This is a genomic window from Paenibacillus sp. FSL K6-2862, from assembly GCF_038005125.1.
Classification (GTDB): Bacteria; Bacillota; Bacilli; order Paenibacillales; family Paenibacillaceae; genus Paenibacillus; species Paenibacillus illinoisensis_A.
Genome location: NZ_JBBOSN010000002.1, coordinates 364,293 through 381,932, shown reverse-complemented (window position 1 = coordinate 381,932; position 17,640 = coordinate 364,293). Strand labels below are relative to the sequence as shown.

At 40.5% G+C, this 17,640-nt stretch carries 16 protein-coding genes; 2 read left to right on the top strand and 14 right to left on the bottom strand.

Annotated elements, in window-relative coordinates; genetic code table 11:
* Positions 1 to 97 precede the first annotated feature (97 nt).
* From MHB82_RS31605 to MHB82_RS31585, 5 genes are all read right to left on the bottom strand, one after another.
* Complete coding sequence (locus tag MHB82_RS31605; RefSeq protein WP_341177049.1) at positions 98 to 610, bottom strand: GNAT family N-acetyltransferase; 513 nt, start codon at positions 608 to 610, stop codon at positions 98 to 100.
* 15 nt (positions 611 to 625) lie between these two features.
* Entirely contained in the window at positions 626 to 1,159 is a 534-nt protein-coding gene (locus MHB82_RS31600; protein ID WP_341177048.1) for a DUF1572 family protein, read from the bottom strand.
* A gap of 628 nt (positions 1,160 to 1,787) precedes the next feature.
* Positions 1,788 to 2,456 (bottom strand): Type 1 glutamine amidotransferase-like domain-containing protein, encoded by a 669-nt coding sequence (locus tag MHB82_RS31595; protein ID WP_341177047.1) that lies wholly within the window; start codon positions 2,454 to 2,456, stop codon positions 1,788 to 1,790.
* Between the two features lie 118 nt (positions 2,457 to 2,574).
* Entirely contained in the window at positions 2,575 to 3,129 is a 555-nt protein-coding gene (locus MHB82_RS31590; protein ID WP_341177046.1) for an IucA/IucC family protein, read from the bottom strand.
* A gap of 197 nt (positions 3,130 to 3,326) precedes the next feature.
* A complete protein-coding gene (locus MHB82_RS31585) occupies positions 3,327 to 4,751 on the bottom strand; it encodes a PAS domain S-box protein (RefSeq protein WP_341177045.1) in 1,425 nt (474 codons plus the stop codon).
* Positions 4,752 to 5,189: 438 nt separating this feature from the next.
* On the opposite strand from MHB82_RS31585, the gene MHB82_RS31580 reads away from it, so the two are divergent.
* Positions 5,190 to 6,092, top strand: coding sequence for a VOC family protein (locus MHB82_RS31580; protein WP_341177138.1), 903 nt, complete (start codon positions 5,190 to 5,192; stop codon positions 6,090 to 6,092).
* Between the two features lie 233 nt (positions 6,093 to 6,325).
* On the opposite strand, the gene MHB82_RS31575 is transcribed toward MHB82_RS31580, so the two are convergent.
* The 9 genes from MHB82_RS31575 to MHB82_RS31535 all read right to left on the bottom strand — a co-directional run bounded on the left by MHB82_RS31575 (position 6,326) and on the right by MHB82_RS31535 (position 16,423).
* Positions 6,326 to 7,417 (bottom strand): stalk domain-containing protein, encoded by a 1,092-nt coding sequence (locus MHB82_RS31575; RefSeq protein ID WP_341177044.1) that lies wholly within the window; start codon positions 7,415 to 7,417, stop codon positions 6,326 to 6,328.
* 786 nt (positions 7,418 to 8,203) lie between these two features.
* The gene (locus tag MHB82_RS31570; RefSeq protein WP_341177043.1) at positions 8,204 to 8,713 is read right to left on the bottom strand and encodes a hypothetical protein; all 510 of its coding nucleotides are present in this window, start codon (positions 8,711 to 8,713) and stop codon (positions 8,204 to 8,206) included.
* A 75-nt stretch (positions 8,714 to 8,788) separates the two neighbouring features.
* Entirely contained in the window at positions 8,789 to 10,174 is a 1,386-nt protein-coding gene (locus MHB82_RS31565; RefSeq protein ID WP_341177042.1) for a sensor histidine kinase, read from the bottom strand.
* Position 10,175: 1 nt separating this feature from the next.
* The gene (locus MHB82_RS31560) at positions 10,176 to 10,829 is read right to left on the bottom strand and encodes a response regulator transcription factor (protein WP_341177041.1); all 654 of its coding nucleotides are present in this window, start codon (positions 10,827 to 10,829) and stop codon (positions 10,176 to 10,178) included.
* Positions 10,830 to 11,138: 309 nt separating this feature from the next.
* Positions 11,139 to 12,104 (bottom strand): aldo/keto reductase, encoded by a 966-nt coding sequence (locus MHB82_RS31555; protein WP_341177040.1) that lies wholly within the window; start codon positions 12,102 to 12,104, stop codon positions 11,139 to 11,141.
* A 94-nt stretch (positions 12,105 to 12,198) separates the two neighbouring features.
* Positions 12,199 to 12,594, bottom strand: coding sequence for a MerR family transcriptional regulator (locus MHB82_RS31550; RefSeq protein ID WP_341177039.1), 396 nt, complete (start codon positions 12,592 to 12,594; stop codon positions 12,199 to 12,201).
* Between the two features lie 586 nt (positions 12,595 to 13,180).
* Positions 13,181 to 14,260 (bottom strand): alkene reductase, encoded by a 1,080-nt coding sequence (locus MHB82_RS31545; protein WP_341177038.1) that lies wholly within the window; start codon positions 14,258 to 14,260, stop codon positions 13,181 to 13,183.
* Positions 14,261 to 14,303: 43 nt separating this feature from the next.
* Positions 14,304 to 15,002, bottom strand: coding sequence for an SDR family oxidoreductase (locus MHB82_RS31540; RefSeq protein WP_341177037.1), 699 nt, complete (start codon positions 15,000 to 15,002; stop codon positions 14,304 to 14,306).
* A 419-nt stretch (positions 15,003 to 15,421) separates the two neighbouring features.
* Positions 15,422 to 16,423, bottom strand: a complete 1,002-nt coding sequence (locus tag MHB82_RS31535; RefSeq protein WP_341177036.1) for an NADP-dependent oxidoreductase — start codon at positions 16,421 to 16,423, stop codon at positions 15,422 to 15,424.
* 252 nt (positions 16,424 to 16,675) lie between these two features.
* Here MHB82_RS31535 and MHB82_RS31530 point away from each other — a divergent pair, with 252 nt between their 5' ends.
* Positions 16,676 to 17,224, top strand: coding sequence for a TetR/AcrR family transcriptional regulator (locus MHB82_RS31530; protein WP_341177035.1), 549 nt, complete (start codon positions 16,676 to 16,678; stop codon positions 17,222 to 17,224).
* Positions 17,225 to 17,640 lie beyond the last annotated feature (416 nt).

Genomic DNA, 17,640 nt, shown 5'->3' with positions numbered 1-17,640 from the left:
GCCTAAAAATTCCCTCTACTTGTGATAAGGTTTACCATATCATAAGTAACGGCGAAAATGAAAGGCACCTTGAGAGGTGCCCATACTACACTATAAATTAATTCCTTTTATACAACCATTCTTTTTCTAAAATGCTCATTTCCCATAAGTTCCAAAATTCGTTGTCAACTTTTCGTGCTTCTCGAAGTAGTCCTTCTTTTACAAACCCAGCCTTCTCGTAACAAGAAATCGCGGGAAGATTAAAATCAAATACTCCGAGGCTGACTCTGTGTAATTTCAATTGTTCGAAAGCGATATATAAAATCTTCTGTACCATGAGTTGCCCAATGCCTTGTCCTTTCAGGTTTCTTTCCCCAACTAAGACCTTACCTAATCTCCCCGAGTTGTTTATTCGATCAATCGTTAAATTGATATGCCCAATAACCTCTTCATTTTCTTCAAGTACCACCCTATAAATTAGTGTATCGTTAATGATATAATTCTCTAATTGTTGTTCTGTTAAAGGGTAGCTAAACGTTCTTCCTCCCCATTGAAGCATAAATTTCGGCGAATCAATCCAATCGATTAGTTGCTTAAAGTCGATATGTCCGAAGCGTTCAAGTTTGATCACAACAATCTACCTTCCTCAATGGTATTGACCCGTAACATGTTCATTCGTATCTTGCAGCAACTTGGCAAGCACCACGATCTGCCCCGCATGATATCCATAGTGTGCCGACACCTGTATAAGCAGACGGCCGATTACTCTTGTATCATAGGTTTTATCGGCAGGGGCATCCACTCGGTGCATTCGGTTCCAATCATCGCGGTCATAGCGAATGATGACCTCCCGAAATAAATCATCGTTCGATAAAGCAGATAACACTTCTTCCGATTCAGAACGGGTTTTCCGTATTAGAGTAATCAGCTCTTCTTTTGATGTTCCCTCGTCCATCATAAATTCGCGAGTACGCTCCCGGATGAACGGCTTGTTTCCGATAGCGCTCACAAAATTCTGATATTCGTTGCCTGCCAAATGCAAGATGAGATTCCCGATGCTGTTCATGGAATCCTTCATTCTTGTCCAAATGAGTTCATCACTTAGCTGATTCAAGCTCTTCTCGATTCGGTCAAGCTGCTTGTTCATATCTTCCATGATGTATTTGGTCAGTTCAATCAAAGGAATCCCTCCAACTTTTAGGTAGTCGCAGATTAGCTTCAAACGTTACATGCGCGAATCTTCCAACTCGGATGGCGATATCCGACTCCGTCGGTGCAAAATCCCGTGTATAGAGGTCAAACCCTAGCTTTGGGTCGAACGTAAATATGTGTGTGTTGCTAATGGAATATTTTTTCGCAACGGTGTAAAGCTGACGAAGGCGGGTGAACAAATCTTGCCGCATGCTCGTGAGATCCAACAAAAAACCGGAGCCCCGCAGAGAAGAAAGGCGGCACAGACGCATCGACGCCATTTCTCGGAACGCCAGGAAAGTCGTGCCGAAAAAACAAACAAATCAGCAAATAATTCACGTTGATCATCGTTTTCCTCCTCCCATATGCTGTATTATAATCGCAAGCGAATAGAACAGTCGGCTCGAGACAGAACAGATCGACGGGATATCCGATAAACTATTCATAAGCAAAGTGAGGGGTTCGCGGTGAAGACACGATCGGTTGATTGACTTCTTCGAGGAAGTTCTCTTGTTACATAAGCTATAAAAAAATTTGCCCTACTAATGATACGGCTCACCTCGCATGACCTTAAACTAACCTGCCCGTTAGTTGAACAAAGTAGCTGATCACCCTAATTAGAGCGTCTCAACCAATTTCTGAATCTTTGAGTGGGAAATTAAATATACAGGGCCCAATATTTCTATTTTGCCGTCCTTTACACGTATAGCGCTTTCCTGTTCTGCCGCATATACATCAATCTTTTCAGACAAAAGGAACATGTAACCTTGAACAAACGTAGCGTAGTCACGTTGAGAGTGAGATTCATAGGCGAATTGATCAATGCCAATACCATCATAAATTGTAGTTGTTTCAACTTCATTGCCAGTATCGTTCAAGCTTAACCATTGGGCAGCCATGTTTAAAGAGCCAGCGCTAGCACCCAGTATAACGGCATTGCTGTTCTTAATCACATCCGATAATTCATAATCCATTAAAAAGTCTTTCTGCAAAACCGGGTAGCCGCCGCATAGAAAAATGACTGAAGCGTTTTGAATGAATTGCTGTGCATCTTCCTTCTGCATGCGGTAATCAATGAAATGATATTCATCGAAAACAATTTTAGCCTGATTCAACCATGTCCATTCAGAAGTATCATCCACGTTAACTTGCTCATCTTGATCAATAGACGGATTAGCGCTAATCAGTACCAGTGATTTTCTGTCTTTAATATCCTCATGCAAACATTGGACCAGCTTCTCTGGAAAAAAATGGTTAAACCAACTGAAGTAGTAGTGAGTATTCAAACTTAGTTACCTCCATATGTACTATTTAAATTCTTCCAATCTTAACGCTAAAACATTTTTTCATAAATATAACTCTATATTACTATAAACTGGAATTCATGAGAAATATGTCTCCACGTTAACCTGACATGAATCCGATTCTAGATTTAAAGCAAGGGTGGTAGGGATGTCCTTCTAGTACTTCTCCCTCCAGATCTGCATAGGTGGTTCCCCCAGGACGCATATACACTTTTCTATTCAAATAACGATCATAGAGAGACCAGGCTTCTTTAAGCAGCGTTTGCTCAATCTCATACACAAACGGTTCCAGATCGCAGGGTGGCTCCGTTAGGATGGCCATCGTTTCTCGCATGAAAAGTGCAATGTCCTCTACCTCGCTCCTTATCTCTCCATCAATCCGGTAGATGTTTGTTCCGGCCAGTCGGATTCTTCTAAAACTTAGCTTTCTTTCTCCTTCGAAGACATAACTTACCAGGTTTCCCTGATCGTTTTGACCAATGATCCTATATTCAGCGGCACGCCTTCCATCCCATTGTTGCTCCTGGAAAATGACAATGCCCTCATACAAAAGCGCTTCCGTCAATTGTCGGATCACGCGCCGCTTGGCTTGCTTAAATTGCGAAGATGCAATGACTTCCAATTCTGTCGGCAATGCAAGTTGCTCCTTCGCCATGAAAAATAATCTCCCCTTTCCAATTAATATTGATTTCATTATCAATAATATTGATTTTATACCAGCACGTCCATAAACGTTTTTGTCCGCTTTCATGGATTATTTTCCATCGGGGATTATCTAATATTACTTTCATGACATACAAAAAGCCTTGGAGGTCTCTCCAAGGCAAACCTATACATTTATCTTTCATTCAGCTAATAAAAAGGGATCTTGATTTCAAACGTAGTTCCTTCTCCAACGATACTCTTAACAGCTAGTTTCCCCATGTGATCATCTATTATTTTATAACACATCATTAAACCTAGACCTGTCCCTTTTTCCTTTGTCGTAAAAAAGGGTTCACCTAAACGGTGAATTAATGTCTCAGGAATACCGACACCTTGATCTTTAAAACGAATGTAGATATTGTTCGCTTGAACAAAAGAGGAGATGGTTATTATTCCGCCTCGGGGCATAGATTCAATTGCATTTTTAATAATATTAATAAATACTTGCTTGATTTCAATTTCAGAACAATTCACTAATGGAAGACAGCTCTCCACTTGCATATGAAATTGGATATTATTTAAAGTGGCCTGGGCTTCTAATAGAGTGATGACATTCTGCAGGATGATCCCCACATCGTATTTTTTAAAGCTCATCGAGTGTGGCTTTGCTAGGGTTAAAAACTCACTAATTATGCTATTGATACGGTCGATTTCGGCAACCATAATTTCGCCATAATCTGAATCCCAGTTTTTCCTTAATTGCATTAATTGTAAGAACCCACGTAAAGTGGTTAGAGGATTACGAACCTCGTGTGCAAAACCGGCCGCTAATTGGCCGACCACATTTAATTTATCTGCTTTTCGAAGGAATTCTTCTGACCTTTTACGTTCAGAAATATCTTTCGTGATCCCGTTAAGAGCAATAACATTACCTTGAGCATCCTTTAGAGGGGACAATGTTAAATGGATAGATACCATTTCTCCATCCTTCGTGGAGGTAGCAGTTTCGAAACTGATTACTTCGGTTCCGTTTTGTAAACGTTTCCTGAATTCTATAAATTCTGACTTCTTAACTATGGGGAAAGAAAAAACCTCCTTCCCAACAAGCTCCTCTTCTCCCCAACCAAATATTTCCTTAAAAGATTGATTGGCTCGGATGACTTTACCCTCCATATCTGCGATAAATATGCCATCAACAGAGTTCCCAAATAAAGATTCCATCAACTCTTTGGTTGCTCTTAGTTCTTCCTCAGCTTTCTTTCGTTCTGTGATATCTACACAAGAAGCAATGACCTCAATCACCATACCCGATTGTCTGATGGGTCGTAATGATGCAAGGTAAAATATCCCTGCTTTTTCCCCTTCGTAGGAGATCCCCTCTGTTCCCTGCCATGCTTCATTATAGAAAGTTTCTTTATACTCAGCTATTTCGGAGGGAAGAAAATCTTTTAGTTCCTTTCCAATAATCATTTCAGGAGACAAGCCAATTTTATAAAGTAGCTGCCCTGCACAGAACGTATGTATAAATCGACCTTGTGTTAGTTTGAATTTAAAAGTCATTCCTTGTTGTTCCGAGAGAATTTCGCTAAAGTCTTGGTGGGCGAACTGTATAAGCTGGCCTATTTTGTTCATATGTTATTCTCACCCCGGATAAGATTCGTTTTTAAGGTAGATTCGACGATTATATAACATATTCCTTCCACATCACGGACTGAAGAAAGTGAACAACAGAAGCAAACTCGTTGTCATTCATCCCGCCACTTTAGAAGTGGGGGAATTCTGACAACTTCTTGTTAAACTATCATTTCTCGTCAGTTTAATTCTTTGAAATTCAATCTCTCTCTCATCTCAAATGTTATTTATTTTCGTCTAGGTATAATTGCATCGGGATTTACGTTTTCGCCAAGCTAGAAAGTTCTCTAAATTTTTTAATTTCTGCTTGACTTGGTGTTTACACCACGTTATAGGATGTGAACTAAGGCTTCCATATAGCGGATTACTTAAACGTCGGGAGATTCAATGCTTCAATATGCAATGCTTCAAGAAAAAGTTACAGAAGGGAAAGAAAATATGAACTTTCACAGCAAACCTTTGACTTATGTTGGCCAAGTAGACCTAAAGGTACAAAACTTAAAACGGTCTTTAAAATTTTATCAAGAGGTGATTGGATTCAAGATATTGGCCCAAACGGACAAAAAAGCTTTACTAACAGCGGACGGAAAGAATACCCTTTTGTCAATTGAAGTTCCCGATGACGTGGTACCTTCAACCGGTAAAACTACCGGGCTCTATCACTATGCGCTTCTCTTACCTTCACGAGCCGATTTAGCTCGAATTGTACTGCATTTCGCTGAAATTGATTTGCGGATTGGTGCGTCAGATCATGTAGTGAGCGAAGCATTGTATCTGTCTGATCCAGACGGGAATGGTATCGAGATTTATGCAGACCGAAAACCTTCAGAATGGGTGTGGAGAAATGGAGAAGTAGAAATGGGGGTTGATCATCTAGACTTTCAAGATCTACTCTCCCGTCGAGTTCAGCCGCTTTGGAACGGATTACCCGAAGGCACGGTTATGGGACATGTTCACTTGCATGTATCCGATCTACGAATGAGTGAGGAGTTTTATATTAAGGGACTGGGCTTCGAAGTTGTGATGCGAAGTCATGCTCTATTCATTTCTACTGGAAGGTATCATCACCATATCGCCTTAAACACATGGAATGGCGTAGGTGCTCCTTCTCCATCCGAAAATTGTGTTGGACTTAAATCATTTACACTCATGTATCCGAATATAGAAGCCATAAATCAAGCAGCTGCACAATTGGATGCCATAGGTTTTTCCGTTAAACTCGAAAATGGAGCTGTTTCTACTACGGATCCTTCGGGAAATCGAATTCAACTGTTAGTAGTATCGGATGACGAACTAAGCCTCCCTATAACAAATTCGACCATTATACACGCAGAGACATAATAAATAACGCCCCAGCCTCCACATATTCACAATGGTTTGGGCGTTATTTTTTTTACTTTTTAAGCGTTAAGTCCTCGCTACAACAGCCAATACCAATCTCTCCGTACCGCAGTTATCTAAAAGCATCAGGACTTTCTCCGACACTTTTATGGTAAAGTTTGCTTATTATAGTTCCCCAGCGTAATCAGTAAAAGAAAACGCAATCTATTTCTAGATTGCGTTCCCCAGATAGCCTATTTAAATGCAGAGTAAGAAATCATAAATTCCGGTATTCCTTCTGCAGAAGATGTATATTCGTTTTGTTTGAAATAGATAACGATCCCATCATGGTTCAAGTAGTATTCCTGATTTGCCCCGACCAAGTTGAACGGAGCGTTCAGTTCCAAGTTGCGGCTTTTAATTTGTTCTTTTATTTGGCTGTTAATAATGGAGATATACTTCGCATTTCCTGCTGCATCCTTCAACGAAATCAGGTCGCCGGTCGCCAGATCAAAGCTGTAAGGGACCCGCGTTGTAATGCCATGAGCTCCGCCCATATAAAGATAATAATCAACAAATAAGCTCAGCTTACCGTTTTCGTTATACGTAATCGTAAATCTACCGTCGAAGCTAGGGAGACGAACTTCTGCCTTTGGATTCGTGGCTAGGATTTGATTATTTTCCTTTACGGCCTTCTCCATTTGCTTTGAACCTTCCGCAATGTGCAAGTTACTCTCCTGCTTCAAAAAGGCATTTATCTTGTTTTGCACTTTCTCATTGGCATAGCCCTTGATAACTGGATAATAAACAAGTAATGATTTTCCATCTCCGTCCGCACCAATCTCTGCCGCTTGAATTTGCAATTCGTTCTCTTTTATACCTTGAATACTGATCTGCTTCGTACTATTCTGATATGAAATCACATAGCCCATCCGCTCAAGCAGGAAACGAAGTGGCAAATACGTCGTATTATTCTGAAGAATGACAGGAGGTCCACTAATTGGTTGCCCATTCAAAGTGATGGCATTATTCGTTAGATTAATTTCTAATGTACGCCCATTCCCTGAAACGTTTACGATTTGAGAAGCCTTATTGAAATTAGTCGTCAACCCCAAGGCTGTATTCAGGTTGCGAAGGGCTATATAGACAGATCCGTTTTTATTTATGGTGCCTATACTGGATTTCTTCCCTCCGATACTGAAGGGCTGTGCGCTCACCTTATATTTGGAAACAGAAGCCGCAGCTGCTGTGTAGTCTTCGGACACAAAGTTTGCTAAAGGTAAAGCCAATGCGCCCACCATGGCTATGGCAACCAGTTTATTTCTCATCTTATTCATTTTCAACATGATTTCGTCCTTTCTTCAGACATTTCTGTCACTTCTAGTACTTTCAGCTCCTGTCAAAGCAGAAGTCACTACAGTATTCTTTCTAACCTAAGATCCGTTGTTTTGGAGAACTCGGTCTACGTATAACTTGGCTTGGAGAAGATCAAGATTGGTACGCTGTCTCACCAACTTAACGATCTCTACCATGGTTTTCCCATCACGTAGCATCTCGTAAATCTCTTGATCAAGCTTAAAATCAACGTTAGTTACCAAAAATTTAGACAACTCTACCTTTAAGTTTCTTACTTTAGTCTGTAGGTAGATAATATAAACGACTAGCAATACGACGATGATGACCAAACTAACTTGAAGCATCTCATTAATACCTCCAATCGATATTTATTGATTAATTAATGAAGGGAGATTATACCACGTTTGATTTTATCCATAAAACCAACTCTCAAACCATCATTTCTTATCTCCTCCGCTAATAGACCATAGTGATGAAATGGATATCTGTTTCAGACTCACTTCCCCTCTCTATTGAACTCATTTGTGTATGCGACAGCTTCAAATGTTACCTCCTTCTCACGGCTCTCACACCGGTGCCATAACCGGATGATTGTTAGTATACAACCTGGACCTAACACCAGGTCAATTAGATACACCTTATTTTTTCCTCTAGACTTATTTCGAACAACTGATTCGCCTCTTCTCTACATTTTGAATGAAAAGCAGCAGACGTAATACTAGTCAGCCGCTTTTCATTCCGTATAAAGGTATCCCTCTTACTATCCAAACCAGACACTAACCATTAATCCCTTCTGGTGCTTTCGGATTTTTCTCTAACGACACCATTTTTCCTGTTTTAGAGTCTAGAGATGCGATATAGACATCAAATTCGGGCTCCGGATGACCATCTTCATGTAAAGCATACATTGGCACAAAAGAAACAAAGTAATACGTTCCTTCTATATCTTCTCTAGTTGCAAAGATAGGTGTTGCGTATGTTCCATTTAAGGAAACATCAAATTTGTTTTCAAGTGCTGTTTTAGCGAGCTCAACGGCTTTCTCCTTATTCACATCTTGCTTTGTTCTCAGAGCAGCCATCTCTTTGGAATCTTCCATATTTGAGATTTGTATGTTTGAGAGCGAAAGTTCTGTACTAGTAGTAGCGGGTTGTTCATGTTTCCCAATAACCTTCACATTTGGTATCTCGTCATTCTTGAACGCATTTGCCGATATGATTCCGTTACTTGCAATCAATACTGCTGCCGCTCCGATAGACAAAACAGTACCGTACACTTTTTTCTTCATTTGATTATACCTCCATATATTGGTTGTTGTTACAAGTCCATTATGCACCGACCTTATCATCAACCAATTTCCTTGTTATTGTGGAGTTGTAAAAATGATTGAAATCTTAGTAAATTCATTCTCTATAGATGAGATCTGAAGATGAGCCTGATGAAGATCAGCAATTTGATTGCAAATAGCCAACCCAAGCCCGATACCTCCCGATTCCTTTGCACGAGATTTATCAACCATGTAAAATGCTTCTGTAATTTTGTCGATGTCTTTAACGGGAATGCCTTTCCCATCATCCTTTACTTCGATGACCGTGTCCTGATCACGAAAGTAACTTTTTAAGCTGATGCGTCCTCCAGGTCGAGAGGCTTTAATGCTATTTTCAACTAAATTCATCAGTAAGGTTTGTAATAGTACTTCATCTCCTAGTAGGAAATAAGCACCGTATTCGTCTACTAATGTAATTTGCTTAGCCTTTAACTGTGGCTGCATCATCCTTTGAACGTAGGCAAACAGTTGTCTGATATCAACTCGCTGAGGAGTGATTCCTTCGTTTTTCAAGTACAGTAGCTCCATTAATTTACTTGATAGAAGATCTAGCCGGGCTACATGCTCGTAAATATAGGATAAAGCCATTTGGCGATCTTCAGCCGTACAATTTGCACGGTTTAGAAAATCACTGTAGCCTTTTATAGCTGTTATCGGTGTCTTAATCTCATGGGTCAAATTATTAATAAAATTTTCCTTTTCACGGCTTGCTCTCTTTATCGTCTCAATATTGGTGGACACTGCATCGACCATTACATTGAAGTTACGAGCCAGGTCTGCTACTTCATCATTTCCTTTTTCCCTTACCCTGTTGGAGTAAGCTCCTGCAGTAATCGCTTTGACCCCTTTGATTAAGCCTCTAATAGGTGAGGTCAGCTGCAATAGCAATAGGATAAGTAAAGTCGATAAAATGATCGAAATGATTATGCTTAATACGATCAAATAGTCTAACATAGCCTCATGATAATCTTGCAAGTAATCTGAGTTTCTGGACATAACGAGTTGAAACCCTTCAAAATCCATATGTCCCCCTATAAACAGCCACAACTTATCATTAAGCTTCCGATATACCGTAGTATCCTGATTTCCATTTAGTTCCTTTCGCTCACCCTCAAATTGATACCCGTTTGAGAAGATTAAAGAATTGCCACGATAAACTTCGATATAGATATTTTCCTTGTGATAATTCCCTGCGAAGTCAGCTATGAGGTTTGGATAGTCTGGACGATCACTTGTTTTTGAATAAACCTGAAGAAGATAACTTAGAGACTTTTCAATGGTGGTGTATTCATTAACACCTCGTGAAATATCCATCGTTTCGTTTAAAGCATAGCTTTTTTGTAGAATGGCGTAGGCTCCGATATCAAAAACAATCAAAAATACGAAGAGGACACTCAAATACGTTTTCTGCCAAAATTTCATCCTACACCTCAAGACGATAACCGAATTTGTAAACGGTTTTTATTCGATTTTCCCAATGAAGCTTTTTTCTTAATTTTTGGAAGTGTACATCTACCGTCCTTGTATCGCCATAGAAGTCATATCCCCAAGTGAGCTCTATTATTTTTTCGCGCGACAATGCTATATTTTTATTTTGGATCAAAAACTCCAATAATTGAAATTCTCTATGGGTTAGGTCTACAGTTGTACCATTGACCCTAACGATATGTTGATTTAGATCCACACAAGTATCACCTAATACAAATTCACTTGCACTCCTCTGATGCCTTCGTAATACAACATGAATTCGAGCAATTAATTCAACTGCTTCAAATGGTTTTACGATGTAATCCTCTGCGCCGATATCAAGCCCATACACCCTGTCTGTTAATGTATTTCTTGCGGTCAAAAAGATGACGGGTATATTCTGCTTTAGGAGGTCCTCTATGATTTCAAACCCGTTTTTACCAGGGAGCATCACATCCAGAATAACCAAATCGATCGTGTTCCCACCTAGAACGCCCTCTATGTCATCTCCTCGATATAGTTGAATGTATTCATGACCTACCATTTTTAGATTCACGGCAATCAAATCATTTATCGCCTTTTCATCATCTACAATTAATATTTTTGCCATTTGATCACACTCCAAATTTGAGGATAACTAAAAGATGTTATGGAGTTGTTAAACATCGCAAATGATCTAGATTATTAGACTGAATGCAAAAAGGGCGGAAACTCATGCGATCTTCTTTAGCAGCATTTTTGTTATCTACCTATTATTTCTATAGTGTCGGGTATTGAGAGATGATCATGGTTCGGAATATCGCTTTTAACTCAATGAAATATTAAGTCGGTTAATCCTGCTCGTTATCTTAATGAAAAAGGAGCAGCTGCCAATTGGCAAATCTGCTCCATGTTGTTTTGAATCAACGTTCCACTTTACTTATTCACTGCCGGGGTTTGATGTGGAGCTTAAAATATCCAAATGCTCCATATCCGCATCCGTAAGCACAACTTCAGTTGTTCGCATATTTGTTCGTAACTGATCTGGACGTGTAGCTCCAGGAATAATCAAGTCTACTCCTGGACGATTTAATAGCCAAGCTAATGCCATTTGAGGAAGCGTCATATCTTTCTTCGCTGCGTAATCCTTCATACGTTCCACCCGTTCCAAGTTGGTGATGTAGTCCTCACCTTGAAACATAGGGTTGTTCATACGTGATAGATCGGTGAAGGTGTCCTCTTTCTTATATTGACCAGCCAATAAACCTGAAGCTAGTGGAAATGTGGGAATAACAGAAATTTGATGCTCCAGACAGTACGGAATTAGGTCTGTCTCCGCCTGACGGGCAAGCAAGGAGTATTCCGTTTGAAAAACATCCATATACCCGTCCATGTTAAACTGCTGCAGTTGTTCGTAAGATAAGTTCGAAGCCCCAATCGACTTTATTTTCCCCTCTTGTTTCAGATCTGCAAGGGCTCCAGCGGCTTCTTCAAGAGGCGTGTCGGAATAAGGGTAATGAACAAAAAATACATCAATATAGTCCGTTTGCAGCCTTGTTAAGCTATGTTCCACCGATTCTCGTAATGCACTCGGGCTGTTATCGACTTGCATCGCTCCTTGATCCGTAAGCTTGAAATTTGCGGCCGCTTTCGTAGATAATTTCACCTTATCCCGTCTTCCACTATTTCGAATTGCTTCACCAATCAGCTCTTCCGAGCGCCCAAAGCCATATAAAAAGGCAGTATCGATAAAATCGATCCCTTCCTCTATAGCTGCTTGAACAAGTTCTCTACCCATATCTTCCGTTACTTTTGGATACATCATTGTATTTCCGACCACACCTGCACCTAGTCCGATTCGAGACACTTCAATTCCTGTCCTGCCTATAGTAAATCGTTTATCCATTTTTCCAGCTCCCTTGTCGTATGATTTTCACTCTAATAATTAGTGTTAAATTTATTAGACAAGGACCATCATACAAGCTGGTGTTAACACCAGGTCAACTCTTTTTTTCTGTTTCACTATCCATTATTTGAGGTGTTCCAAATGGAATACCATGCGTAAGCTTATGTTCGATAAATTCCCACACTTGTTGTAATTCAGATTGTTGTTGCTTGATCTTATCTTGATAACTACGCAACTGATCCACCAGCATATTGTCCATAACACCATCTACCTGCAAAGTTATTAAAGGCCGTATTTCATCTAGAGACATACCTGTATTTTTGAGACATTTGATAAATAAAATAGTCTCCTTATCATGCTCCCTGTAAATTCGGTGCTTATTTTGCTTACGTTCAACATTAGAAAGTAAGCCGATCTTTTCATAATAACGTAGGGTATCTTCTGTAGTACCACACTGCTGTAATATTTCTTTCATCGTATACTTTTTCATTGTAAAAACCCCTCTAAATAATTTAATGTTTCAGTATATCAGATATTGATGTAATCTGCCCGTGAGTTGGCGAAGGTTTATATTGGTGATGATTGCATGATCCCACTTAATATCGGTCACACAGCAGGTCATAATGTTTTGTTGTTCCCAAATGACCGAAATACCTCGGTAACGATAATGATCGAGTGTTTCACTAGGAAAGATATTGATTGTTGCTGCTGGTTCAATAGTAATGAAAGCCAACAAACACGATAGTCGCGGGTATTCCAGCCAATGATTAAACATACTATAGAAGGATAAAGGATTTTAAAGATTTGATATTCCGGATCACAGTCATCATAAGCCTTTTCAGGCTTCTAAGCTCATATGTTTATTTCTTGTAATTCCCACCGTTCCTTATTCAAAATAGATTTTCTTTCTTCCTTCATCTTAATCCTTCAGATAACTATGGATTTACTAATTATATACTAGCTGCCGTTAGTTAAATTAAAGCAGCTGATCAATGCGATCAGCTGCTTTCTTAGTTTTATTGAAATATCGTTCCCCGTTAGCTTAACGACGAGTTAATTAGTCCTTTACCTACTTCTTAGCTCTTTTGTGCTTCTAATTCTTTTAAGGTAGGATAATCCGTGTAACCTTTGCTTCCCGTCGCGAAGAAGGTTTTAGGATCTGCCTCATTTAATGGTGCCTCTGTTTTAAGGCGTTCTACTAAATCCGGGTTAGCTAATGACCATGCACCAACTGGAATGATGTCAGCTATGTCGTTGTCAAGATCGATACTCAGATCTTCCAGAGCACGTCCTGCCCGGTTGACTAATAGTGGATTGGTCCAAATGGAGCGGACGCCCTGGAGTAGCTTTTCATTTCCAAGATGCATCACATGAAGGTAAGCCAAATCCAGCTTCGCTAATTCTTGCACCAGGTAGAGATACAGCTCAGGTCCTTGCTCACCATCTTGAATTCCTCCAAGGGGTGTTCCCGGTGAAATGCGGAAGCCTGTTCTTTCTGCGCCAATCTCTTCTACAACGGCTTTCGTTACTTCAATTGCGAAACGGGCCCGGTTTTCGATCGATCCCCCATATTCATCCGTCCGTGTATTCGAATTTTCACCAATGAATTGATTAATGAGATACCCATTAGCTCCGTGAATTTCAACGCCATCTGCACCGGCTTCAATAGCTGCTGCTGCTGCCTTCCGGAAATCGGCAATGGTTGTCTGAATTTCCTCTTGGCTTAACTCGCGCGGAACAGGGATGTCCTGCATGCCTGTAGCGGTAAACATCTGAACACCTGGAGCAATCGCTGACGGCGCGACAGGCTGACGATGATGAGGTGTATTATCGGGATGAGATATACGCCCAGCATGCATTAACTGGATGAACATAAACCCGCCTGCTGCATGAACGGCATCTGTAACTTTTTTCCATCCTGCAATATGATTTTCCGTATAGATTCCCGGCGACCACAGGTATCCTTGACCATCATCGGATGGTTGCGCACCTTCCGTGATTAGAAGCCCCATCGATGCTCTTTGTGCATAATACAGGGAGGTTAATTCACCCGGGGTACCGTCTTCTTCTGCTCTGCTACGTGTCATCGGTGCCATAGCTAAACGATGCGGCAATTCCAGGTTACCAACTTTGGTTTTACTCCACAATTTGTTCATTTTGTACACTCCTCTTTAATTTTAGTCCAAACCGTAATTGTAATTAAGAAAGATGCGGGTATAGAGTAGCAACGCCACCTGAAAGTCCAGCTTGAATCATTCGACTGTTATCATCAGCAAGAATCTCAAAGCTACCGCTTTCGATACCATCAATAGCCATTCTCGCTACATCTGAAGGGTTCGATTTGGGAGCATCAAGACCAGCAGTCATGTCTGTTTCCATAAATCCTACATGTAAGCCTGCAACTCTAATCTGACGAGGGTACAAATTCAAACGAAGATCGTTCGTCAATGCCCAGGCTGCCGCCTTCGCAGCAGTATAAGCACCCGCATTTCCGCCGCTGAACCAAGATAATACGGAAAGAATATTCAGAACCGTACCTCCACCGTTGTTTTCGATGACCGGGGCAAAAGCGCGAACCATGGATAACGTACCGAAGAAATGCGTGTCTATTTCCAGCTGGATTTTTGCCAAATCGCCTTCTAGGAGAGAAGCACCTGTAGATGATCCTGCATTGTTGATGAGAAGGGTAACGTCCTTAGCAAGGCTGGCAGTTGCTGCTACCTCTTGAGGATTGGTTACATCAAGCTTTATAGGTGTAACGCCTGGGATATCGATAGTCTCTGGATTTCTTGCCCCAGCGTAAACCTTTGCCCCTCTAGATAGAAGTTCAAGTGTAAGCTGGCGGCCAAGCCCTCTGTTTGCTCCAGTAACAAATGCGACTTGTTTAGAAATATTCATTGTATTAGCTCCTTTTTTTTGTTTTGGATTGTAATTATTAATTATAAAATCAAGGCCCAAAGGCTACATTTTCGAGAACGATCATTCTAATAATGGTTGAATAAAGCACCATTGTATGAAGACTATTTTAATGAAGATTAGATATCTCATTTAAGAATGATCATACTAGAATATACATAGAAAATGATGCAACAGCGTGTGCTTCTTATTTATGATTATTACTTTCATTTAAGGAGCATTCCCCCCCCCAAGTCGAAATCCGAAGCAGACTTCATGGGAAAGCGCATGATTTTCGAAAATTCCGTATTTACTAGCAGTTTATTTTTCTCCGTCCCTTTAATACCAACGTTTACAAGCTTCTCTAATGGCAGAGAAATTATCTTATTCAAGAAGCCTTTTATGATCATCACCCACTTTCTTTAAAATCGGATAAGAACTTTACCTTTAGGATGACCTGTTGCAACAAGGGTTAGAGCTTCGTTGATATCTTCAATGCGAAACTCTGTGGGGTCCACCGCTGGAACAATTCCGTTCTTTTCAATAATCTTTGTAATTTTCCGTAATTGCTCTCCATCGCTGCGTACAAAGACGAAATGATATTCGATTTTCTTTTTCTTTGCTTTGTGATCATAATTGGCTCCGGCAATACTGAATAGCTTTTGTTTCCACCACGGTAAGCCCATAGCTTGAGCAAAACGTTTATTAGGGCCTGTCCTTAACGAAAGTAGATGACCGCCTGGTTTAATGACAGAGAGTTCATGATCAAATTCACCGGGTCCCAAGGTATCGATCACATAATCAAGATCTCGAAGTCGTTCCCAATAGTTCTCAGTCTTGTAGTCAATGTATTGACTCGCTCCAGCGGCCATTGTACGTTCGCGCGCTGTTGGACTTCCACTAACAATAACCTTAAGCCCCATGCTTTTAGCGATAGGAATAGCCATTTGGCCAAATGAACCAGAGCCTCCGGGAATGAACAAGCTTTCTCCAGCTTTTGCAGCCAGCTCTTCATGCAAACTTTGATAGGCTGTCAATCCCGTTAAAGGTGCAGCTGCACCGGTTACAAAATCCAGATTACCCGGTAAATGAGCGATGGCATCCGCATGAATCGCAGCGTATTCGGCAAACGCACCGATTTTTTGCAGCGGGAGCCGTGTATAAATCGCATCACCAACTTTGAAACCAGTGACGTTCTTGCCAATCTTCTCTACAATACCTGAGAGCTCATTACCGAGTGTCAGTGGGAACGCATAGTCCTGGATTAACTTCACGCTTCCAGTAGCGATAAGCAGTTCCAAGTGGTTGACCGCCGCAGCTTTCACCTTAACCAAAACTTCGTGATCCGTTATTTCCGGGACTGGGATATCGCGCACTTCAACTTTAAGCTGTTTTGAATATTGGGTAATCTGTGCTGCTTTCATAAAAATATCCTCCTATACGCATCACCAAGTAACATTTATTTAATTTTGTAACTTATACAGCAAGCATAATATTATTAGTTACAAAAGTCAACGTTTGTTACTACATATTTTATATGCTAAAATAAATTAAAGGTATGATTACCGGTTGGTAAAGACTAACTAACGAAAGAAGGGTTCGGCAAAACGGTGTGAGACTGGGGTACAGCAGTAATTGGTCGCTTCAAAAAGCCCTATATTCACCTGCCATAACAAATGGCTAAAATCACGCAGCAGCTTATTATTGAAACAGCCGAGGCATTAATTGAGCGCACGGAGAAATCCGAAGTGACGCTCTCACAAATAGCGGATGAATTGAATATTACTCATGCAGCACTCTATAAGCATTTTAAAAATAAACAAGAACTCTGGGCAGCTGTAGCTAAAAACTGGTTCAATCGGATGATTTCAGAACAAATCAATATAAATATGGTTTATTTGGCTTCACCTCAGGAAGTGCTCCACGACTGGCTTTGGGCATTTGTGAATGCCAAAAAACGCGCTTATAATGAGAATCCCAAAATGTTCTCTTTGAATACACAATATGTGGATAGTAATCCACGGGTATTACGAGATGTCCTCTGGGATTCATATCTAATTATTGATGGGTTTATGGGTTATAACGACCCTCACTATGAGCGGGCAGAGGCAATCCTATCTGCTTTTGCAGTATTTAGTCTTCCCTCTTTTAAAGAATCCTGGAATTCACCAGACTACCAAGAGCGGTTTGAACGCATTTGGAGTTTAATAAAGCACGGTGTTTGAAAGGATATCCTATATTAGAAGGAGCAGTATTGCCTGCCTGAGGTAACTGCTTCTGGTTCTTTGCTCCACTTAGATTTTTATCTAAGTGGGAACATGTTCTTGTCCATGAGAGCCTGGGACTGGGGAGTTTTTCAATCTTTTCCCCAAATAGAATATTTGTCTTTGTGGTTTGTTCATGCTAAATTAACGGCTAAGTTAATAATTAGATATATGTCTAATCGGCACTCTGACTTTGTTCTTGTCCCTCGGCATGAGACTGTGGTATCTGCACCTCACAATGAAGACAAACCCCGGTTATGTAACCTGCTGCATCTTGCTGCGGTCCCCTTGCACCTTCGCCATGATATTTATACTATGATTCAGCTTTGAGAGCAGATTTCGATAAAGTCTTAATATCTCTCTCAGGCGTGATTTCT